General features: G+C 74.2%; 17 protein-coding genes. 11 read left to right on the plus strand and 6 right to left on the minus strand.

Features of this window, described 5'->3' with window-relative positions; all coding sequences use genetic code 11:
- Positions 1-284: 284 nt before the first annotated feature.
- Positions 285-1,058 (plus strand): GntR family transcriptional regulator, encoded by a 774-nt coding sequence (locus tag ACFXOZ_RS33755; protein ID WP_375886354.1) that lies wholly within the window; start codon positions 285-287, stop codon positions 1,056-1,058.
- A gap of 376 nt (positions 1,059-1,434) precedes the next feature.
- Here ACFXOZ_RS33755 and ACFXOZ_RS33760 read toward each other — a convergent pair whose 3' ends face one another.
- The 3 genes from ACFXOZ_RS33760 to ACFXOZ_RS33770 all read right to left on the minus strand — a co-directional run bounded on the left by ACFXOZ_RS33760 (position 1,435) and on the right by ACFXOZ_RS33770 (position 4,844).
- A complete protein-coding gene (locus ACFXOZ_RS33760; RefSeq protein WP_375886360.1) occupies positions 1,435-2,598 on the minus strand; it encodes an ROK family protein in 1,164 nt (387 codons plus the stop codon).
- Between the two features lie 307 nt (positions 2,599-2,905).
- Positions 2,906-3,220 (minus strand): hypothetical protein, encoded by a 315-nt coding sequence (locus ACFXOZ_RS33765; protein WP_380529905.1) that lies wholly within the window; start codon positions 3,218-3,220, stop codon positions 2,906-2,908.
- A 25-nt stretch (positions 3,221-3,245) separates the two neighbouring features.
- On the minus strand, positions 3,246-4,844 hold the full coding sequence (locus ACFXOZ_RS33770) for a hypothetical protein (RefSeq protein ID WP_380529903.1): 1,599 nt from the start codon (positions 4,842-4,844) through the stop codon (positions 3,246-3,248).
- Between the two features lie 277 nt (positions 4,845-5,121).
- On the opposite strand from ACFXOZ_RS33770, the gene paaK reads away from it, so the two are divergent.
- Positions 5,122-6,456: a phenylacetate--CoA ligase PaaK gene (gene paaK, locus ACFXOZ_RS33775; RefSeq protein WP_380593715.1), complete on the plus strand. Its 1,335-nt coding sequence runs from the start codon at positions 5,122-5,124 to the stop codon at positions 6,454-6,456.
- Positions 6,457-6,580: 124 nt separating this feature from the next.
- On the opposite strand, the gene ACFXOZ_RS33780 is transcribed toward paaK, so the two are convergent.
- The gene (locus ACFXOZ_RS33780) at positions 6,581-7,393 is read right to left on the minus strand and encodes a hypothetical protein (protein WP_375886370.1); all 813 of its coding nucleotides are present in this window, start codon (positions 7,391-7,393) and stop codon (positions 6,581-6,583) included.
- 1 nt (position 7,394) lies between these two features.
- Positions 7,395-8,063, minus strand: a complete 669-nt coding sequence (locus ACFXOZ_RS33785) for a PepSY domain-containing protein (RefSeq protein ID WP_380529898.1) — start codon at positions 8,061-8,063, stop codon at positions 7,395-7,397.
- Positions 8,064-8,188: 125 nt separating this feature from the next.
- Between ACFXOZ_RS33785 and ACFXOZ_RS33790 the strand changes: the two genes are divergently transcribed.
- The 7 genes from ACFXOZ_RS33790 (at position 8,189) to ACFXOZ_RS33820 (ending at position 15,137) form a co-directional block, all read left to right on the plus strand.
- Positions 8,189-8,866, plus strand: coding sequence for a response regulator transcription factor (locus tag ACFXOZ_RS33790; protein ID WP_375886375.1), 678 nt, complete (start codon positions 8,189-8,191; stop codon positions 8,864-8,866).
- Between the two features lie 73 nt (positions 8,867-8,939).
- Entirely contained in the window at positions 8,940-10,328 is a 1,389-nt protein-coding gene (locus ACFXOZ_RS33795; protein ID WP_380593716.1) for a sensor histidine kinase, read from the plus strand.
- A gap of 196 nt (positions 10,329-10,524) precedes the next feature.
- Complete coding sequence (locus tag ACFXOZ_RS33800) at positions 10,525-11,655, plus strand: sugar ABC transporter substrate-binding protein (protein ID WP_375886380.1); 1,131 nt, start codon at positions 10,525-10,527, stop codon at positions 11,653-11,655.
- 93 nt (positions 11,656-11,748) lie between these two features.
- The gene (locus ACFXOZ_RS33805) at positions 11,749-12,528 is read left to right on the plus strand and encodes an ATP-binding cassette domain-containing protein (protein WP_375886383.1); all 780 of its coding nucleotides are present in this window, start codon (positions 11,749-11,751) and stop codon (positions 12,526-12,528) included.
- A 71-nt stretch (positions 12,529-12,599) separates the two neighbouring features.
- The gene (locus ACFXOZ_RS33810) at positions 12,600-13,868 is read left to right on the plus strand and encodes a sugar ABC transporter permease (RefSeq protein ID WP_380593723.1); all 1,269 of its coding nucleotides are present in this window, start codon (positions 12,600-12,602) and stop codon (positions 13,866-13,868) included.
- 50 nt (positions 13,869-13,918) lie between these two features.
- The gene (locus ACFXOZ_RS33815; RefSeq protein ID WP_375886386.1) at positions 13,919-14,590 is read left to right on the plus strand and encodes a methyltransferase; all 672 of its coding nucleotides are present in this window, start codon (positions 13,919-13,921) and stop codon (positions 14,588-14,590) included.
- An 82-nt stretch (positions 14,591-14,672) separates the two neighbouring features.
- Positions 14,673-15,137: a GNAT family N-acetyltransferase gene (locus ACFXOZ_RS33820; protein WP_380593717.1), complete on the plus strand. Its 465-nt coding sequence runs from the start codon at positions 14,673-14,675 to the stop codon at positions 15,135-15,137.
- 54 nt (positions 15,138-15,191) lie between these two features.
- Here ACFXOZ_RS33820 and ACFXOZ_RS33825 read toward each other — a convergent pair whose 3' ends face one another.
- Positions 15,192-15,620, minus strand: coding sequence for a hypothetical protein (locus tag ACFXOZ_RS33825; RefSeq protein WP_380593718.1), 429 nt, complete (start codon positions 15,618-15,620; stop codon positions 15,192-15,194).
- 63 nt (positions 15,621-15,683) lie between these two features.
- Between ACFXOZ_RS33825 and ACFXOZ_RS33830 the strand changes: the two genes are divergently transcribed.
- Both ACFXOZ_RS33830 and ACFXOZ_RS33835 read left to right on the plus strand, forming a co-directional pair.
- Positions 15,684-15,929 (plus strand): hypothetical protein, encoded by a 246-nt coding sequence (locus ACFXOZ_RS33830; protein ID WP_380593719.1) that lies wholly within the window; start codon positions 15,684-15,686, stop codon positions 15,927-15,929.
- A gap of 18 nt (positions 15,930-15,947) precedes the next feature.
- Positions 15,948-16,151 carry a hypothetical protein gene (locus ACFXOZ_RS33835; protein WP_380593720.1) on the plus strand — a complete coding sequence of 68 codons (204 nt, stop codon included), beginning with the start codon at positions 15,948-15,950 and terminating at the stop codon, positions 16,149-16,151.
- The last annotated feature ends 115 nt before the right edge of the window (positions 16,152-16,266 follow it).

Raw genomic sequence — 16,266 nt, forward strand, 5'->3', positions numbered from 1 at the left:
CACGCACCGAAGCGTGACGCGCTGCCGCGGGCCGGTCGGGGGCGGTCGCGGACCGGTCCGGGCAGGCTGTCGTGAACGTGGCATGAATGTTCGCGACGGTCCCATCAAGCCCTGCCATTGGTCTTGACCATCTCCGGAGGGAGCACCTAGGGTCACTTACTGCAAGGACCTTTAATAAAGAAGGACGGATAAAGGCCCGCTCTCCCACCTGCCGCAACAGCGGGCAGCGGGCCCGGGATCCGCCCTCCTTGTCGTACGGCGGACAAGACCAGGTGGAGGACACGGTGGGGACGACAGGACAGCTTTCGGCGGTGCCGGAACCGAAGTACTGGCACCTGCGCACGGTGCTGCTCCGGGCCATCGACTCGGAGTTCTCCACCGGCCAGGTCCTCCCGAACGAGCGCGAGCTCGCCGCCCGCTTCGGCGTGGCCCGTGCCACCCTGCGCCAGGCCCTCGACCAGCTGGAGCTGGAGGGCCGCCTGGTCCGCCGCCGGGGGATCGGCACGCTGATCGCCGCCCCACGGGTCGGCGTCCCGGTGAACCGGCAGGAGGAGGGCTGGCCCGGTGTCGGCCGCAGCCAGTCCTGGCGCACGGTGGACTGCACCACCGCTCCCGCCCCGGCGCAGCTGGCCAAGAACCTCGGCATCGCCGAGGGTGCCACCGTGCACACCGTCCGCCGGGTCCGCCTGGTCGAGGGCCGCGCGATGGCCACCGAGTCGCTGCACGTCCCCACCTCCGCCCTGCCGCACCTGCCCGGCTTCCGCGCCGAGAGCGACCGCGCCCGTTCGGTGCTGCGCCAGCTGGAGCGGCTGGAGGTCGACGGCGAGTCCCGGGCCGTGGAGCTCGGTGTCGCCGAGGCCGACGAGGCCGCGCTGCTGGAGCGCCCGCCGGGCACCCCGGTGCTGGTCATGACCACCCAGTACGCCGCCGCCGGCCGCCTGGTGGCCCTCGCCGTCGCCACCTACCGTGCGGACACCTGCAAGCTGACCTTCGGCGAGACCGGCCTGGTCGAGGTCACCCCGGTCGGCGCGACTCCCGAGGTCCGCACCGCCTCCTGAACCACTCTCCGACAACCCTCAGACCGCGACCCGGCCGCCGAACTGGCGCCCGGGTCGCGGCCGTTGGGGCTGACGGGCCTAGGGCCTGTCCGGCGGATCTTGGCAGATCAGCGCGCGGCGTTGGGCGCCCGGCTGGGCGTGCGCCCGAGTCGACCTCGTACTGGACGTACTTGGGCGATTCGGGCGTGCGTCCAGGCGGGATGCCCGGCGTCGCGCGCCTGGCAAGATCCGCCGGACAGGCCCTAGGCCGATCACCGGCGGGCCGACGGTGACGGGCGGGGAGGCGGGGTGGATGAACCCGGCGCTGGAGTCGTGGGCGAGGGGTGAGCACTACGCCGCCCCCCGAGCGCCGACCCTCATGCCCGTAACGCGGCCGTCAGACCCGGGGCGGGTCCACCGCGAAGAGCTGGTCCTCGACGTGGTCGAGGGCGACCCGCAGGGCGCCCATCGAGACGACCTCCGAGCCGAGGGCGGCGAGGGCCACCTCGGGGGCGCGGAGGGTGAATTGGGCGAGGCGTTCGCGCAGGGGTTCCAGGACGCCGTCGAGGCCCGCGGCCCAGCCGCCGATCACGACCAGCTGGGGGTCGATGGCGAGGACCAGGGCGGCGACGCCCTGGACCAGTCTGGTGAGGAAGCGGTCCATGGCGACCTTGGCGACCTCGTCGCCCTCGCGGGCGAGCCGCAGGACGCGGGCGACGGCGGCCTCGTCCAGGGGGTTGAGGGGCTTGCCGGTGGTGGAGAGGAGCTTCTCGGGGGTGACCTCCTGGCCGAGCAGGTGGAGGGCGCCGATCTCTCCGGCGGCGCCGCCGTAGCCGCGGTGGAGCTTGCCGTTGATGAGGGAGCCGGCGCCGGGGCTGAGGCCGGCCATCACGAAGACCACGTCGTCGGCGCCGACGGCGGCGCCCTGCCAGTGTTCGGCGATGGCGGCGAGGTTGGCGTCGTTCTCGATCAGGACGGGGCAGCGGAAGGAGCGCCGGAGCCGGGCGCCGAGGTCGAGGCCGGTCCAGCCGGGCATGGCGGTGCCGAGTTGGACGGTGCCCTCGCGGTCGACGATGCCAGGGGTGCCGATGCCGACGGACCACAGGTTGTCGCGCGAGATGCCCGCCTTGCGGAGGACCTCGGCGACGGCGGTGCGGACGGCGGTGAGCCGTTCCTCGGCGTCGAGGGTCTCGTCGACGGGCTTGAAGTGACTGCCCGCCACTTCGCCGGTGAGGTCGGCGAGGATGACCCGGATGTCGTGGACGCCGATCTCGATGCCGAGGATGTGTCCGGCCTCGGCCCGGAAGCGGAACCAGCGGGCGGGGCGGCCGCGGCGGCCGGTGCCGGACTGGCCGTCCTCCCGGGGTTGTTCGACCTCGGCGACCAGGCCGGTGTCGACGAGGCCCTCGATGACGCCCTCGACGGTGGGCCGGGAGAGCCCGGTCTCGCCGACGAGTTGGGTGAGGGTCACGGAGTGGCCGGTCCGCAGCGCCCGTAGCGTGACCGCGGCGTTGATCCGCCGCAGCAGCGAGGAGTCTCCTCCGGTGAGCCGATCCGCCAATGCGATGCCCTTCGCCGTTCGCGCGACTGCCCTGGCGCGCGGTGTCGAGTCCGCGGAGCCCACCGAACGGCCCGCGGGGGTCTGCCCCCCGGAACACGGAACACGGAACGCGGAACGGGCGGCGCACGGCCGCCCGTACGGAGGCCCGGAGGACAAGCCGGAGCCTACCGGGGGAGCGCCCCGGGCGGCGAGGATTCCCGCAGCTCACCTGGGCTTCGGTATCGAAATGGTACGGATCGGGTGGCGGTACGTGACCCGTGCTTCACCGGTCGGCCACGGACGGTCCGTGCCCGGGTCCGTGTCCGGGTCACTGCCTCGGTCCCCGCCCCGGGCGCCGGCCCCGTACGGACCAGCGGGAGCGCACGGACAGCAGCGAGCCGACGCTCAGCCAGGAGCAGGCGGAGAACGCGCTGACCACGGACCCGGCCGAGCCGATGGACAGCACGCTGCCGACGGAGCCGATGGAGAGCACGGACCCGACGGATCCGATCGACAGCAGCGAGCCGATGGAACCGATGGAGCCGATCGAGCCGAGGGAGGCCCGGGAGCGGATCGAGCGCACGGAGGCGGAAACGGACACCGAAGCGGGAGCGGAAACCGAAGCGGAGACGGAAGCGGCCATGCGCCCGATCGTAACGGCGCCCGCGTCAGTCGACCCGGGCGACGAACAGTCCCTGCCCGAGCAGCCCCATCGGGTGCCCGGCCTCCGGGAGGGTGAGGACGGTGGGGCAGCCGGCGGCGGTGAGGGCGGACTGCCAGTGCTCGGCCGGGTGGGCGGTGAGGCCGCGCGGGTCGCCGGTGATCAGCAGGTCGAGCTGTTCGGCGACGGGGGCGAGCAGCAGCAGCCGGCCGCCGGGGGCGAGCAGGTCGACGAGGGCCGGGACCTCCTCCTCGGGCCGTCCGGCGGCGGAGGCGACGACGATGTCGTAGCGCCCGCCGTCGGGGGCGAGGTGGTGGTCGGCGTTCTGCCGGGGGCGGGCGGCGAGGGCGCGGGCGACGGCGGTCTCGGTGCCGTCGCGGTCGAGTTCGAGGACGCGCAGCGGCCGCGGCCCGTGGTGGGCCTCGGCGGTGGCGCGGACGAGGGCGCCGAGGGCGGTGCCGAGGTAGCCGCGGGCGGCGGCCCAGCGGACGGGGGCGGCGGCGGGGCGGGGGGCCTCGTCGCCGGTGAGGAGGCCGGGCAGGCGCAGGGCGCCGCGTCTGACCCGGTCGAGGACGGCGGCGCTGCCGAGGCCGTCGGCCCAGGTGTCGGCGGCGGGCCGCCAGGCCTCCCGGACCGCGGCGGGGCCGAGTTCGGGGGCGCCGTGGTAGAGCGGGCCCTGGGCGCCGCCGTCCCGGTGGGCGATCAGGCCGTGTCGGGCGAGGGCGTCGAGCCAGCGGCCGACCCGGGGGCGCTGGGCGGGGGTGACGAGGGCGGTGGCGAGGAGTTCGGCCTCGGAGCGCGCCGGGGCCTGGGCGGCGTCGGGACCCGGCCCCGGGTCGGTCCCCGGGACGGTCCCCGGCGCGGGTTCGGTGAGGATCCCGGTCTGCTGGAGGGTGTGCAGCAGGGTGGTGAGCACGGCCCGGTCGAGGTGGGCGCCGAAGGTGCTGACCTGCTCGGCGGTGACGCCGATGCTGTGCTTCCAGGCGGCGGCCGTGGCGGTCCGGGCGTCGGCGCGCAGGCGGCGGTCGGCGGCCTCGGCCTGGCTGTGCGGGGCGCGGACGTGGGCGAGGACGGCCCCGAGGGCGTCGACGGCGGCGTAGACGTCGTCCTGCCGGGGTTCGGGGCCGACGTGGAGGACGAGCCGGAGCGCGCCGAGGTCGTGGTCGGCGAGGCCGGGGTGCCGGCTGAGCTGCCAGAGCAGGGCGGAGGGCAGGCTGAGGTGGGTGGTGCCGCCGGCGGCGAGGGCGGTGAGCTGCTCCTCGGGGGGCAGGGCCGGGTCGGGGCAGTGCACGGTGCCGCCGGCCAGCAGGGTGGCGAGGGCGAGTTCGACGGCGAGGTCGGTGACCGGGTGCAGCACGGTGTGCCGGATGGGCGCCGGGCCGAGGACGCCGGCCCAGTGCCGGAGCCGTTCCTCGGCGGCGCGGGCGGTGGAGGGCGGCAGGGCGGCGTGCGCGGCGACGCGTTCGGCGAGGGCCCGGGGCAGGCCGCCGGGCGGGGAGACGCCGAGCAGCAGGCCGATGCCGCTGATCGCGCGTCCGTCGGCGACGACGGCGGGCCGGTCGCCGAGCTCGCGCAGCGCGCTGACCAGCGCAGGGGTCGAGGCCAAGGTGATCACTCCGGGGTGCGGGGGAGAAGCCGCACCACTGAACCATGGGTGCGGGCCGATGGGTGGGGCCCCCGGGTAATAGTTCCGTAATGATTTTCATATCAGCCAATCAAGCGAGGGGGGTGAACCCGGTACGAACGCACCGGAACTGCACATTCCGGGAGCGCCGTGCGATCCCTTGACAGGTGGTTCGGGTGCTGGATTACTTGGCCTGGGCTTGTCCTGACCGAACGATCGGTAGGGCTCCCAGTCCCGTCCGACCTGCGAAGGAGCGACGATGACCGGCCGTGCGTCCGACCCCGACCGACGCCTGGGGGAGCCGATTCCGCCAGCGCTCCTGGATGCCGGCGAGCGGATGGGCGTCGACGAACTGCGCGCCCACCAGCTCGACCGGCTCCGGGTCACCCTGCGGCACGCCTACGAGCACGTCGAGCTCTACCGCCGCAAGTTCGACGCCGCCGGGGTCCACCCCGAGGACTGCCGAACCCTCGACGACCTCGCCCGCTTCCCGTTCACCACCAAGGCTGACCTGCGCGAGGGCTACCCCTTCGGGATGTTCGCCGTCCCGATGGAGCAGGTCCGCCGGATCCACGCCTCCAGCGGCACCACCGGACGCCCGACCGTGGTCGGCTACACCGAGAACGACCTCTCCGTGTGGGCCGACGTGGTGGCCCGCTCGATCCGCGCGGCCGGCGGCCGGCCCGGGCACAAGGTGCACATCGCGTACGGCTACGGGCTGTTCACCGGCGGACTGGGCGCGCACTACGGCGCCGAGCGGGCCGGCTGCACCGTCATCCCGGCCTCCGGCGGGATGACCGCCCGGCAGGTCCAGCTGATCCAGGACTTCCGCCCCGAGATCATCATGGTCACCCCGTCCTACCTGCTCACCCTGCTGGACGAGTTCGACCGGCAGGGCTTGGACCCGCGCGGCAGCTCGCTGCGGGTGGGCATCTTCGGGGCCGAGCCCTGGACGGAGGAGATGCGGCGCGAGATCGAGGAGCGGCTCGACCTGCACGCCGTTGACATCTACGGCATCTCCGAGGTGATGGGCCCCGGGATCGCCCAGGAGTGCGTGGAGACCAAGGACGGCCTGCACATCTGGGAGGACCACTTCCTCCCGGAGGTGGTGGACCCGCTCGGCGACGAGGTGCTCCCGCAGGGGGAGAGCGGCGAACTGGTCCTCACCTCGCTCACCAAGGAGGCGCTGCCGATCGTCCGCTACCGCACCCGCGACCTCACCCGGCTGCTGCCCGGCACCGCACGGCCGGCCTTCCGGCGGATGGAGCGGGTCACCGGGCGCAGCGACGACATGATCATCCTGCGCGGGGTGAACCTCTTCCCGACCCAGATCGAGGAGATCCTGCTGCGCACCCCGGGCGTCGCCCCGCACTTCCAGCTGCGGCTGACCAGGCAGGGGCGGCTGGACCACCTGACCGTCCGGGTGGAGGCCCGCCCGGAGGCGGCGGCCGGGCTGCGGGAGGCGGCGCGGGCGGAGATCGTCCGGGCGGTCAAGGACGGCGTGGGCGTGACGGTCTCGGTCGAGGTGGTGGACCCGTACACGCTGGAGCGCTCGGTCGGGAAGATCAAGCGGGTGGTCGACGAGCGGGGGTGAAGGGCCGCGGCGTCCTGCGGGGGCGGGGGCCTGCGGGGGGCAGGGGTCTGCGGGGAGGCCGGAGGCGCACGGCTGTCCGGGGGGTGATGCCGTGCGCCTCCGACGTCTACAGCAATGTAGACGCTCAGTGGGCGGAGAGTCCAGCCGCCGCCCGACGGTGCGCCCGCGCGGCGAGCGCCAGCGACACCGCCATCAGCACCGCCAGGGCGAGGCTGACCGGGCCGGTGCCCAGGCCGATGCCGCCGCGGTCGGCGCCCACGCCCAGCCAGTCCGCGAAGGAGGCGCCCAGCGGACGGGTCAGCACGTACGCCCACCAGAAACCGGCCACCGGGCCCACCCAGCCGGACCGGGCCGCCACCGCCGGGATCGCGATCAGCAGCGCGAAGCCCAGCCCGGCCACCAGGTAGCCGAGGTGCAGGGTGGCCGCCGTCAGGTCGCCCAGCGCGGTGCCCAGGGCGAAGGTCACCAGCACGGCCGACCAGTAGAACAGCTCCCGGCGCAGCCCGGTCACCCGGTCGATCGCCAGCGAGCCCTCCACCCGGTGCCAGAGCAGGAACAGCACCGCCAGCGCCACCGCCAGCGAGCCGGCCGACAGCGCGTACGGGACGCCGAGCGCGACGTGCGCCACGTCGGCGACCATCGTGCCGAACACGCTGACCAGGACGACCACCGCCCAGTACAGCCCGGGCACGCAGCGCCGGGTCCGCAGCTGCACCAGCAGGGCCACGGCGAGCAGCAGCCCGGCGGCGGCCACCGCCAGGACCGGGTCGAAGGTCTTGGCGAGGAAGTCGGAGAGCGTCTCGCCCATGCCGGTGGTCAGCACCTTCACCAGCCAGAACCAGCCGTCCACGGCGGGCACCTTGTTGGCGTCGGAGCGCGGGGGCCGGCCCGGGGCGGGGCGGTCGGGGGCGGGGCGGGTCGTCGAGGTGTGGGCCATGTCAGCCCTCGGCGCCGTCGGCGGTGTTGCCGGTGGCGCCGGCGTTCCCGACGGTGGTGTTGGAGGTCAGCTCACCGTTGGTGCCGTCCACCGTCACCAGGTGGCGCACGCCGTCCTGGCCGACGACCGACACGGCCCAGGCGGCCCCGCCGCCCTGCTCGGTGATCCGGCGCAGCGACTCGGCGCGGCCGCCCGGCACGGCGGCCTGGGCCTTGTCCAGGGCGGTGGAGGCGCCGACCGAGGGCAGCGGGGCGGGCGCCTGGCCCTGCGCCCGGCCCTGGCCCTGCTGCTGGCCCTCGCCGCCGCGCTGCTGCCCGTGCCGGTGTCCCTGCTCCTGCCCGCGGCCGCGCTCCTGCTCCTGCCCGCGTCCGGCGCCGTGTCCGCCGCCGTGCCCGTCCCCGCGTCCGGCGCCGTCCTCGGCCGAGGCCGCCGCCTCGCGGTGCCCGCGGCCACCCTCCCCGTGTCCTTCGTGGGCCGCCACCGCGACGGCCAGCCCGCCCGCGCCGAGCAGCGCCACCGTCACCACCCCGGCGGCGAGCCGGCGCTCCTTGCCGCCCGCCCAGGCGCGCAGCCGCTGCGCGCGACGGCGCCGGGGCGACAGCGGCGGCAGTTCGGGGACCTCCGGCTCCTCACCGGACGACGGGGTGAAGGACGACTGGGGATCGGTCATCGGGCGTGCTCCTTGCCTGGGAAGTGCGGCGCTGCGCTCCGCGCCCGGCGATCATGGCGGACCGCACCTGAACCCACGCTTAAGCCGCCGCAAGATCACTCACGGCGGCCTGGCACCCTGAACGGATGCACATACTCGTCGTGGAGGACGAACAGCGGATGGCCACCGCGCTGCGGCGCGGCCTGGAGGCCGACGGCCACACCGTGGACACCGCCCACAACGGCCCCGAGGGCCTCGCCCTCGCCGAGCGCCACCCCTACGACGTGATCGTCCTCGACATCATGCTGCCCGGCCTCAACGGCTACCGGGTCTGCGCCCGGCTGCGCGAGGCCGGCTGCCGGGCCGGGATCCTGATGCTCACCGCCAAGGACGGCGAGTGGGACGAGGCCGAGGCCCTGGACACCGGCGCCGACGACTACCTCGCCAAACCGTTCTCCTTCGTCGTCCTGCTCGCCCGGCTGCGCGCACTGCACCGCCGGATCGACCAGCAGCGCCCCCGGCTGCACACCCTCGGCGACCTGGTCCTGGACGCCAACGCCCGCACCTGCACCCGGGCCGGCACCCCGACCCACCTGACCGCCCGGGAGTTCGCGATCCTGGAGCACCTGGCCGCCCGGGCCGGCACGGTGGTCTCCAAGCGCGAGATCCTCGACCAGGTCTGGGACGCCCACCACGACGCCGACCCGAGCATCGTCGAGGTGCACGTCCACGCCCTGCGGCGCAAGATCGACGCGCCCTTCGGCCGGGCCGCCCTGCAGACCATGCGCGGCGCCGGCTACCGGCTCGACCCGGCCGGCGGCTGAGGTGCGCCGCTCCCGCCGCCCCGGACCGCGGCAGGTCCCCTCCGTACTCCGACGGTTGCGCCGACTGCCGTCCGTGCTCAGCCGGTTGCGCCGTCTGCCCTCCGTGCTCCGCCGGTTCGTCCCGAGGACGGTGCGCGCCCGGGCCACCGCGGCCGCCGGTACGGTGCTGGCCGCGGCCCTCGTCCTGGCCGGGGCCGGACTGCTCGCCGCCGTCCGCGCCGACCTGGTCGCCTCCGCGACCTCCGCCACCCGGCAGCAGGCCGACTCGGTCGCCCAACTCGCCGCCCAGGGGCGGCTGGCACCCGTCCTGCACGCCGCGCACGGCACCGACTTCCTCCAGGTCGTCGACGCCCGCGGCAGCGTCCTCGCGGCCAGCCCCAACCTGGCCGGCCGCCCGGCGCTGTCCGTCGCCGGGCGTACCGGCTCGCACACCACCGACGACGTCGACCCGCTGTACGAGCACCACCGCCAGCGGCTCGCCGCCGTCACCGCCGACACCCCGACCGGCCCGGTCACCGTGTACGCGGGCGCCTCGCTGCGCGCCGCCGACGAGGCCATGGACATCACCCAGGCCGGTCTGGCCGTCGCCTGCCCGCTGCTGCTGCTCACCGGGGTGGTGGTCACCTGGAAGGTCACCGGGCAGGCGCTGCGGCCGGTGGAGGCGATCCGCGCCGAGGTCGACGCCATCACCGGCCAGGACCTGCACCGCCGCGTCCCCGAACCGGGCACCGCCGACGAGATCGCCCGGCTCGCCGCCACCATGAACGCGATGCTCGACCGGCTGGAGGCCTCCGGCCGGCGCCAGCGCGAGTTCATCGCCGACGCCTCGCACGAACTGCGCAGCCCGCTCGCCGTGCTGCGCACCCAGCTGGAGGTCGCCGACACCCACCCGGACCCGGCGGTCCGCGCCGAGCTGGTGCACGGCGCGCTGGAGGACACCGACCGGCTGCAGAACCTCGCCACCGACCTGCTGCTGCTTGCCCGCCTCGACGCCGGCGGCACCGACGACCGGCCGCGCCGGCGGACCGACCTCACCGAGCTGGTCGCCACCACCGTGCTGGCCCGCCCGCCCGGCCTGCACCGCCGCACCACCGACCTCGCCCCCGGGGTCGCCGTCGACGGCATCCCGCTCTGGCTGGGCAGGCTGCTCACCAACCTGCTGGACAACGCCGAGCGGCACGCCGCCACCACCGTGCACGTCAGGCTGGCCGCCGACCCCGGGCGCGGCCTCGCCCTGCTGGACGTCGAGGACGACGGGCCCGGCATCCCGCCCGCCGACCGGGAGCGGGTCTTCGAACGCTTCACCCGCCTCGACGACGCCCGCTCCCGCGACCACGGCGGCAGCGGCCTGGGCCTGCCGATCGCCCGCGACATCGCCCGCCACCACCGGGGCACCCTCACCGTCACCCCGACGGAGGCCGGTGCCCGGCTCACCGCCGCGCTGCCGCTGGCGGGGGAGTAGCGACCGCACCGGGCGCCGACGAGCCGCGACCCGACGGGCGGCGGTCCGACGAGCTGCGACCCGACGAGCCGCTGCCCGACGAGCCGCGGCCCGACGACCGCGGGCACGCCCGTTTGGCGCACCTGGGTCGTGGAGGCGCTGATGGCTTCCCAGACTCGGAGGGCAGGGGGGCGGATTCAATCGGAGAGGCTTCCCGATGAGCATCAGGCTCCGCCGCGTCCTCGCGGTGACCGCAGTGGTTTCCCTCGGCCTCGGCGCGGCGTCCTGCGGCAGCGCCAAGCAGTCCTCGTCAGGCGGCGGTTCGTCGGGCTCGGCCGCCGCGAGCGGCGGCGGGACGGCCGCGGTCGGTGCGGTGCGGATCGGCCTGCTGCTGCCGGAGACCAAGACCACCCGCTACGAGCAGTTCGACCGCCCGCTGATCGAGAAGAAGATCAAGGAGCTGGCGCCGGACGCGCAGATCGACTACTACAACGCCAACCAGGACGCGACCCTCCAGCAGACCCAGGTGGACACCGCCCTCACGAAGGGCGACAAGGTGCTGATCCTGGACGCGGTGGACGCCAAGTCGATCCAGTCCTCCGTGCAGAAGGCCCACGACGCGGGCGTCAAGGTGCTGGCCTACGACCGGCTCGCCCAGGGCCCGGCCGACGCGTACGTGTCCTTCGACAACCACAAGGTCGGCGAGCTCCAGGGCCAGGCCCTGGTCGCGGCGGTCGGCGGCAAGGCGAACGCGGGCGAGATCTTCATGATCAACGGCTCGCCGACCGACCCCAACGCGGCCGACTTCAAGGCCGGCGCGCACAGCGCGATCGACGGCAAGCTCAAGATCGGCAAGGAGTACGACACCCCCCAGTGGGACCCGAACACCGCCAACCAGGAGGCCGCCGCCGCGATCACCGCGATCGGCGGGCCGAACGTGGTCGGCGCCTACTCGGCCAACGACGGCATGGCCGCGGGTGTCGCGACCGCGCTCAAGGCGGCCGGCCTGAGCGTCCCGCTCACCGGCCAGGACGCCCAACTCGACGGCATCCAGCGGATCGTGGCCGGGACCCAGACCATGACGATCTACAAGCCGTTCAAGCCGGAGACCGACATCGCCGGGCAGATGGCCGTCGCCCTGGCCTCCGGCAAGGCGCTGGACGCCAGCCTGGTCCCGACCACCGTGACCAACGGCAGCGGCAACAAGGTGCCCGCCAACCTGATCACCCCGGTCGTCGTCACCAAGGACAACATCAAGACCACCGTGGTCCAGGACGGCCTGTACACCGTCGCCCAGATCTGCACCCCGGACTACGCCGACGCCTGCAAGAGCGCCGGCCTCCAGTAGCGGGCGGCCAGTAGTAGGCGGCCAGGAGTAGGCGGCCCGGAATCCGAACCGCCCCGCCTCCACCGAGGAGGCGGGGCAAGGGAGTTGGTCACTGTGCCAGGTGAGACCGTACTGGCCCTGCGCGGGGTCTCCAAACGGTTCGGCGCCGTCCAGGCGCTCACCGACATCGAACTCGAGGTGCACACCGGCGAGGTGCTGGCCCTGGTCGGCGACAACGGCGCCGGGAAGTCCACCCTGGTCAAGTCGATCGCCGGGGTGCACCAGCCCGACGACGGCGCCATCGAGTGGCAGGGCCGGCCGGTGAGCATCCACCGGCCGCAGGACGCCCAGCAGTTGGGCATCGCCACGGTCTACCAGGACCTCGCGCTGTGCGACAACCTCGACGTAGTCGGGAACCTCTTCCTCGGCCGCGAGATCCGGCGCTTCGGCATCCTCGACGAGGTCGCCATGGAGAAGCGCTCCCGGACGCTGCTGGACACCCTCTCCATCCGCATCCCCAGCGTGCGGATCCCGGTCGCCTCGCTCTCCGGCGGCCAGCGCCAGGTCGTCGCCATCGCCCGGGCCCTGATCGGCTCGCCCAAGGTCGTGATGCTGGACGAGCCGACCGCCGCCCTCGGCGTCGAGCAGACCGCCCAGGTCCTCGACCTGGTCGAGCGGCTGCGCGAGCAGGACCACGGCGTCATCCTGATCAGCCACAACATGGCGGACGTGATGGCCGTCGCGGACACCGTCGCGGTGCTGCGCCTCGGCCGCAACAACGGCGTCTTCGACCGGCGCGGCACCAACCAGGAAGAGATCATCTCGGCCATCACCGGCGCCACGGACAACGCCGTGACCCGCCGCAGGGCCCGCGGCCAGGAGGGGTCCCAATGAGCGACCACACCCCCGGGAACACCCCCGGCGGCGAACCCGAACGCCACCGCCCCCCGCTGCCCGAGGACGCCATGCCCACCGGCGGCGTCAACGCGCCCGTCCCGGTCGCCCCGGAGGCCACCCCCGCGGTCGACCCCCGGCTGATCGTCCGCCAGGAGGGCGTCAAGGGCTACCTGGGCGAGTTCCGCCGCCGGATGAGCAGCGGCGAACTGGGCTCGCTGCCCGTCGTGCTGGCCCTGATCGTGATCTGGGCGGTGTTCGGCAGCCTCAACAGCTCCTTCCTGTCCGCGCAGAACCTCTCCAACCTGTCCCAGCAGATCGTCGGCACCGGGATGATCGCGATCGGCGTGGTCTTCGTGCTGCTGCTCGGCGAGATCGACCTCTCGGTCGGCTCGGTCAGCGGCCTGTGCGCGGCGATCTTCGCCGTCCTGAACGTCACCAACGGCGTCAACCAGTGGGTCGCCCTGATCACCGCGATCGTCGGCGGGGCGATCGTCGGTACGGTCCACGGCTTCTTCTTCGCCAAGATCGGCGTCCCGGCCTTCGTCGTCACCCTGGCCGGCAACCTCGGCTGGAACGGCCTGATGCTCCAGGTGCTCGGCGCCAGCGGCACCGTCAACCTCTCCGGCAAGGACATCGTCTCCCGGCTCTACAGCACCATCTACGGCCAGCAGATCGCCGCGTACGGCGCGGCGGCCGTCGGCGTGCTGCTGTTCCTGTTCGCCTCGCTGGTCGACGCCCGGCGACGGCAGGCCGCGGGCGTGCCGTCCCGGCCGGTCACCGACATCGTGCTGCGGACGGTGCTGCTGGCGGTGATCGCCTTCCTCGCCGCGTACACCCTCAACCAGTACAAGGGGCTGCCGCTGGCCCTGCTGATCTTCCTGATCTTCATCGTGGTGCTGGACTTCGTGCTGCGCCGCACCACGTACGGCCGCCAGGTGTTCGCGCTCGGCGGCAACATCGAGGGCGCCCGCCGGGCCGGCATCAACGTCTCGTGGATCCGGATCAGCGTCTTCGCCATCTGCTCCACGATGGCCGGGATCGGCGGCCTGTTCCTGGCCGCGCAGATCCAGTCCGCCAGCCAGACCTCCGGCGGCGGCAACCTGCTGATGAACGCCATCGCGGCGGCCGTCATCGGCGGCACCAGCCTGTTCGGCGGGCGCGGCAAGACCTGGTCGGCGCTGCTTGGCGCGCTGGTGATCGGCTCGATCCAGTCCGGGATGAACATCCAGGGCCTGAGCAACGCCATCCAGTTCATGATCACCGGCGCGGTGCTGCTGGCCGCCGTCGTGGTCGACTCGCTGGCCCGGCGCACCCAGCGGGCCGCCGGGCGGGCGTGAGCGGGTGTGAGCGGGCGTGAGCGGGGTCCGGCGGGCCCTATGCTGCGGGCATGCCGAGTGAGCTGCGAGTTCATCGACCGGACACCGATCAGGCCTTCATCCTGCGGGAGACCGAGCTGACGCCCGTCCCCTTCGTGCCCGAGATCCGCCTGCACATGGCGCAGGACGCCATCGCGCTGTGGGAGACCACCGAGAGCGAACGCGGCCGGGCCGGACTGCCGCCGCCGTTCTGGGCCTTCGCCTGGGCCGGCGGGGTCGCGGTCGCGCGCTACGTGCTGGACCACCCCGAACTGGTCGACGGCCGGGCGGTGCTGGACATCGCGGCCGGCTCCGGACTGGTCGGCGTGGCGGCCGCGCTGCGCGGCGCGACGCAGGTGCGGGCCGCCGAGATCGACGCCTACGCGGTCGCCGCCATCGGCCTGAACGGCGAGGCCAACGGCGTACGGGTGGACGGCGCGCTGGTCGACCTGGTGGACGGGGACGGCGCCCCGGCCGAGGTGGTACTGGCCGGCGACGTGTTCTACGAACGCGAGATGGCCGCCCGCTTCCTGCCCTTCCTGGAACGGGCCGCCGCCCGCGGCGCCACCGTCATCGTCGGCGACCCGGGCCGGGCCTACCTGCCCCGGGACCGGTTCACCGCGGTGGCCGCCTACCAGGTGCCGGTGGTGGCGGACCTGGAGGACGCCTCGGTCAAGACCACCACCGTGTGGCGCCTCGGCTGACCGCCGGCCGTTCCCACCAGGGGGCCGTCCACGCCCCGGAATTCCGGGCGGCCCGGCCGGACCCCCTGCTAGACAGACCGGCATGACCGAACAGAACGGCACCGCCGAACAGATCGTGCTGCGCCCCGCCCGGCCCGAGGAGATCCCCGCCCTGCTCGCCCTCTGGGCCCGGGCCGCCAAGGGCACCAGCATCACCGACGACGAGGCGGGCGTCGCCGCGCTGCTCGCCCGGGACCCGCAGTGCCTGATCGTCGCCACCGCGGCCGACGCCCCGGCCACCCCGCTCGGCACCGTCATCGCCGGCTGGGACGGCTGGCGGTGCCACCTGTACCGCCTCGCCGTCGACCCCGACCACCGCCGCCGGGGCATCGGCGCCGCCCTGCTGGCCGCCGCGGAGGAGCGCTTCGCCGCACTCGGCGGCCGCCGCGCCGACGCGATGGTGCTGGACGACAACGCCCTCGGCCACCGCACCTGGCAGGCCGCCGGCTACCACCCCGAACCGCAGTGGACCCGCTGGGTCAAGCCCCTTGCGGACGCTGAGAACTAGGGCTCGCCGACCACCACCCCCCCGGGGCGGGGCCGCCACCAGGAGGGGCCGGGCCTACGAGGCGCCTGTGCGGGTGGCGAGTTCCCGCACGCCGGGCACGGTGACCGGCGCATAGAGGAGGTCCGCCGTCAACGCCCGCAGGGCCGGTCGGCGTACCTCCTCCGGGGCGACCCGCTCGGTGAACTGCAACGCGGCGACGGTCCGGCGGTGGTCGCCGAGGTGGTGCCACATGCGGGCGCAGTCCGTACCGAATCGGGCCTGGCGCTCGGCAGTCGGCAGCCGCTCCGGGGCGATCCGCGCCGCGTACTGCACGCCCTCGTCGGGAGTGCCCAGGGCGGAGTGCACGCCGATCCAGTACAGGTCCGCCTGCGCTCTGGTCGCGTCGACCGTGAACAGGGTGGTTCGCGGAGCCCCGGAGCGGGCCGGGCGGCCGGCGCGCCGCAGCGTGATCGCCGGAACCCGGGCTGCTTCTCCCCGGACCACCGGGTCACCACTGGCCTGCGCTGCCGCGAGCGCCCGATCCGCTGCAGGCCAGGCGACATCGGCGTGCCCCTCCGACGCGAGGCCTACGGCGTGAAGCGGCAGGCGCTACACCTGTGCGATCAGCGCGAGCGGCTGCTCGACCGCCCGAGCGTCCAGACCACCCACCACACCAACCCGACGCACGGTAGCCTGCCGGAGAGCGGCCAGGGCACCGAGATGACGGCGTGCCCGATCTGCGGGTCGGGGAACACCTACCAGACCATGGAAGGCCGTTGGGGCTGCACCGCGTGCGGTTCCAGCTGGGGCTGAGACAGCCAGGAGGGCTGCATGTCGATCTGCGCGCAGTGTCGCACCGCCGAGGCGGCGATCGAGGACCGAGACGTGCAGCCACCGCAGCCCTGGTGCCTCGCGTGCGCCACAGCCCTCGTGCGAGCAGGCGACCCGGTGATCAACTACCGCTCGTTCGGTGACCCGGACCAATACGGACCCGTCCTCGTCGGCGGCAGCACCGCGGTACTGCGCTTCCGCTGACCAACACAGCGAGTAGCCCCTGCTCGGCCTCGGTCGAGCAGGGGCTGCTCGCCGTGTTCGGAGGTGTCACAGATCTGTCACTCCGCCTATTGAAGTGACCGCAGTGCGGCCCCGG

It is taken from the genome of Kitasatospora sp. NPDC059160, from assembly GCF_042755465.1.
GTDB lineage: Bacteria > Actinomycetota > Actinomycetes > Streptomycetales > Streptomycetaceae > Kitasatospora.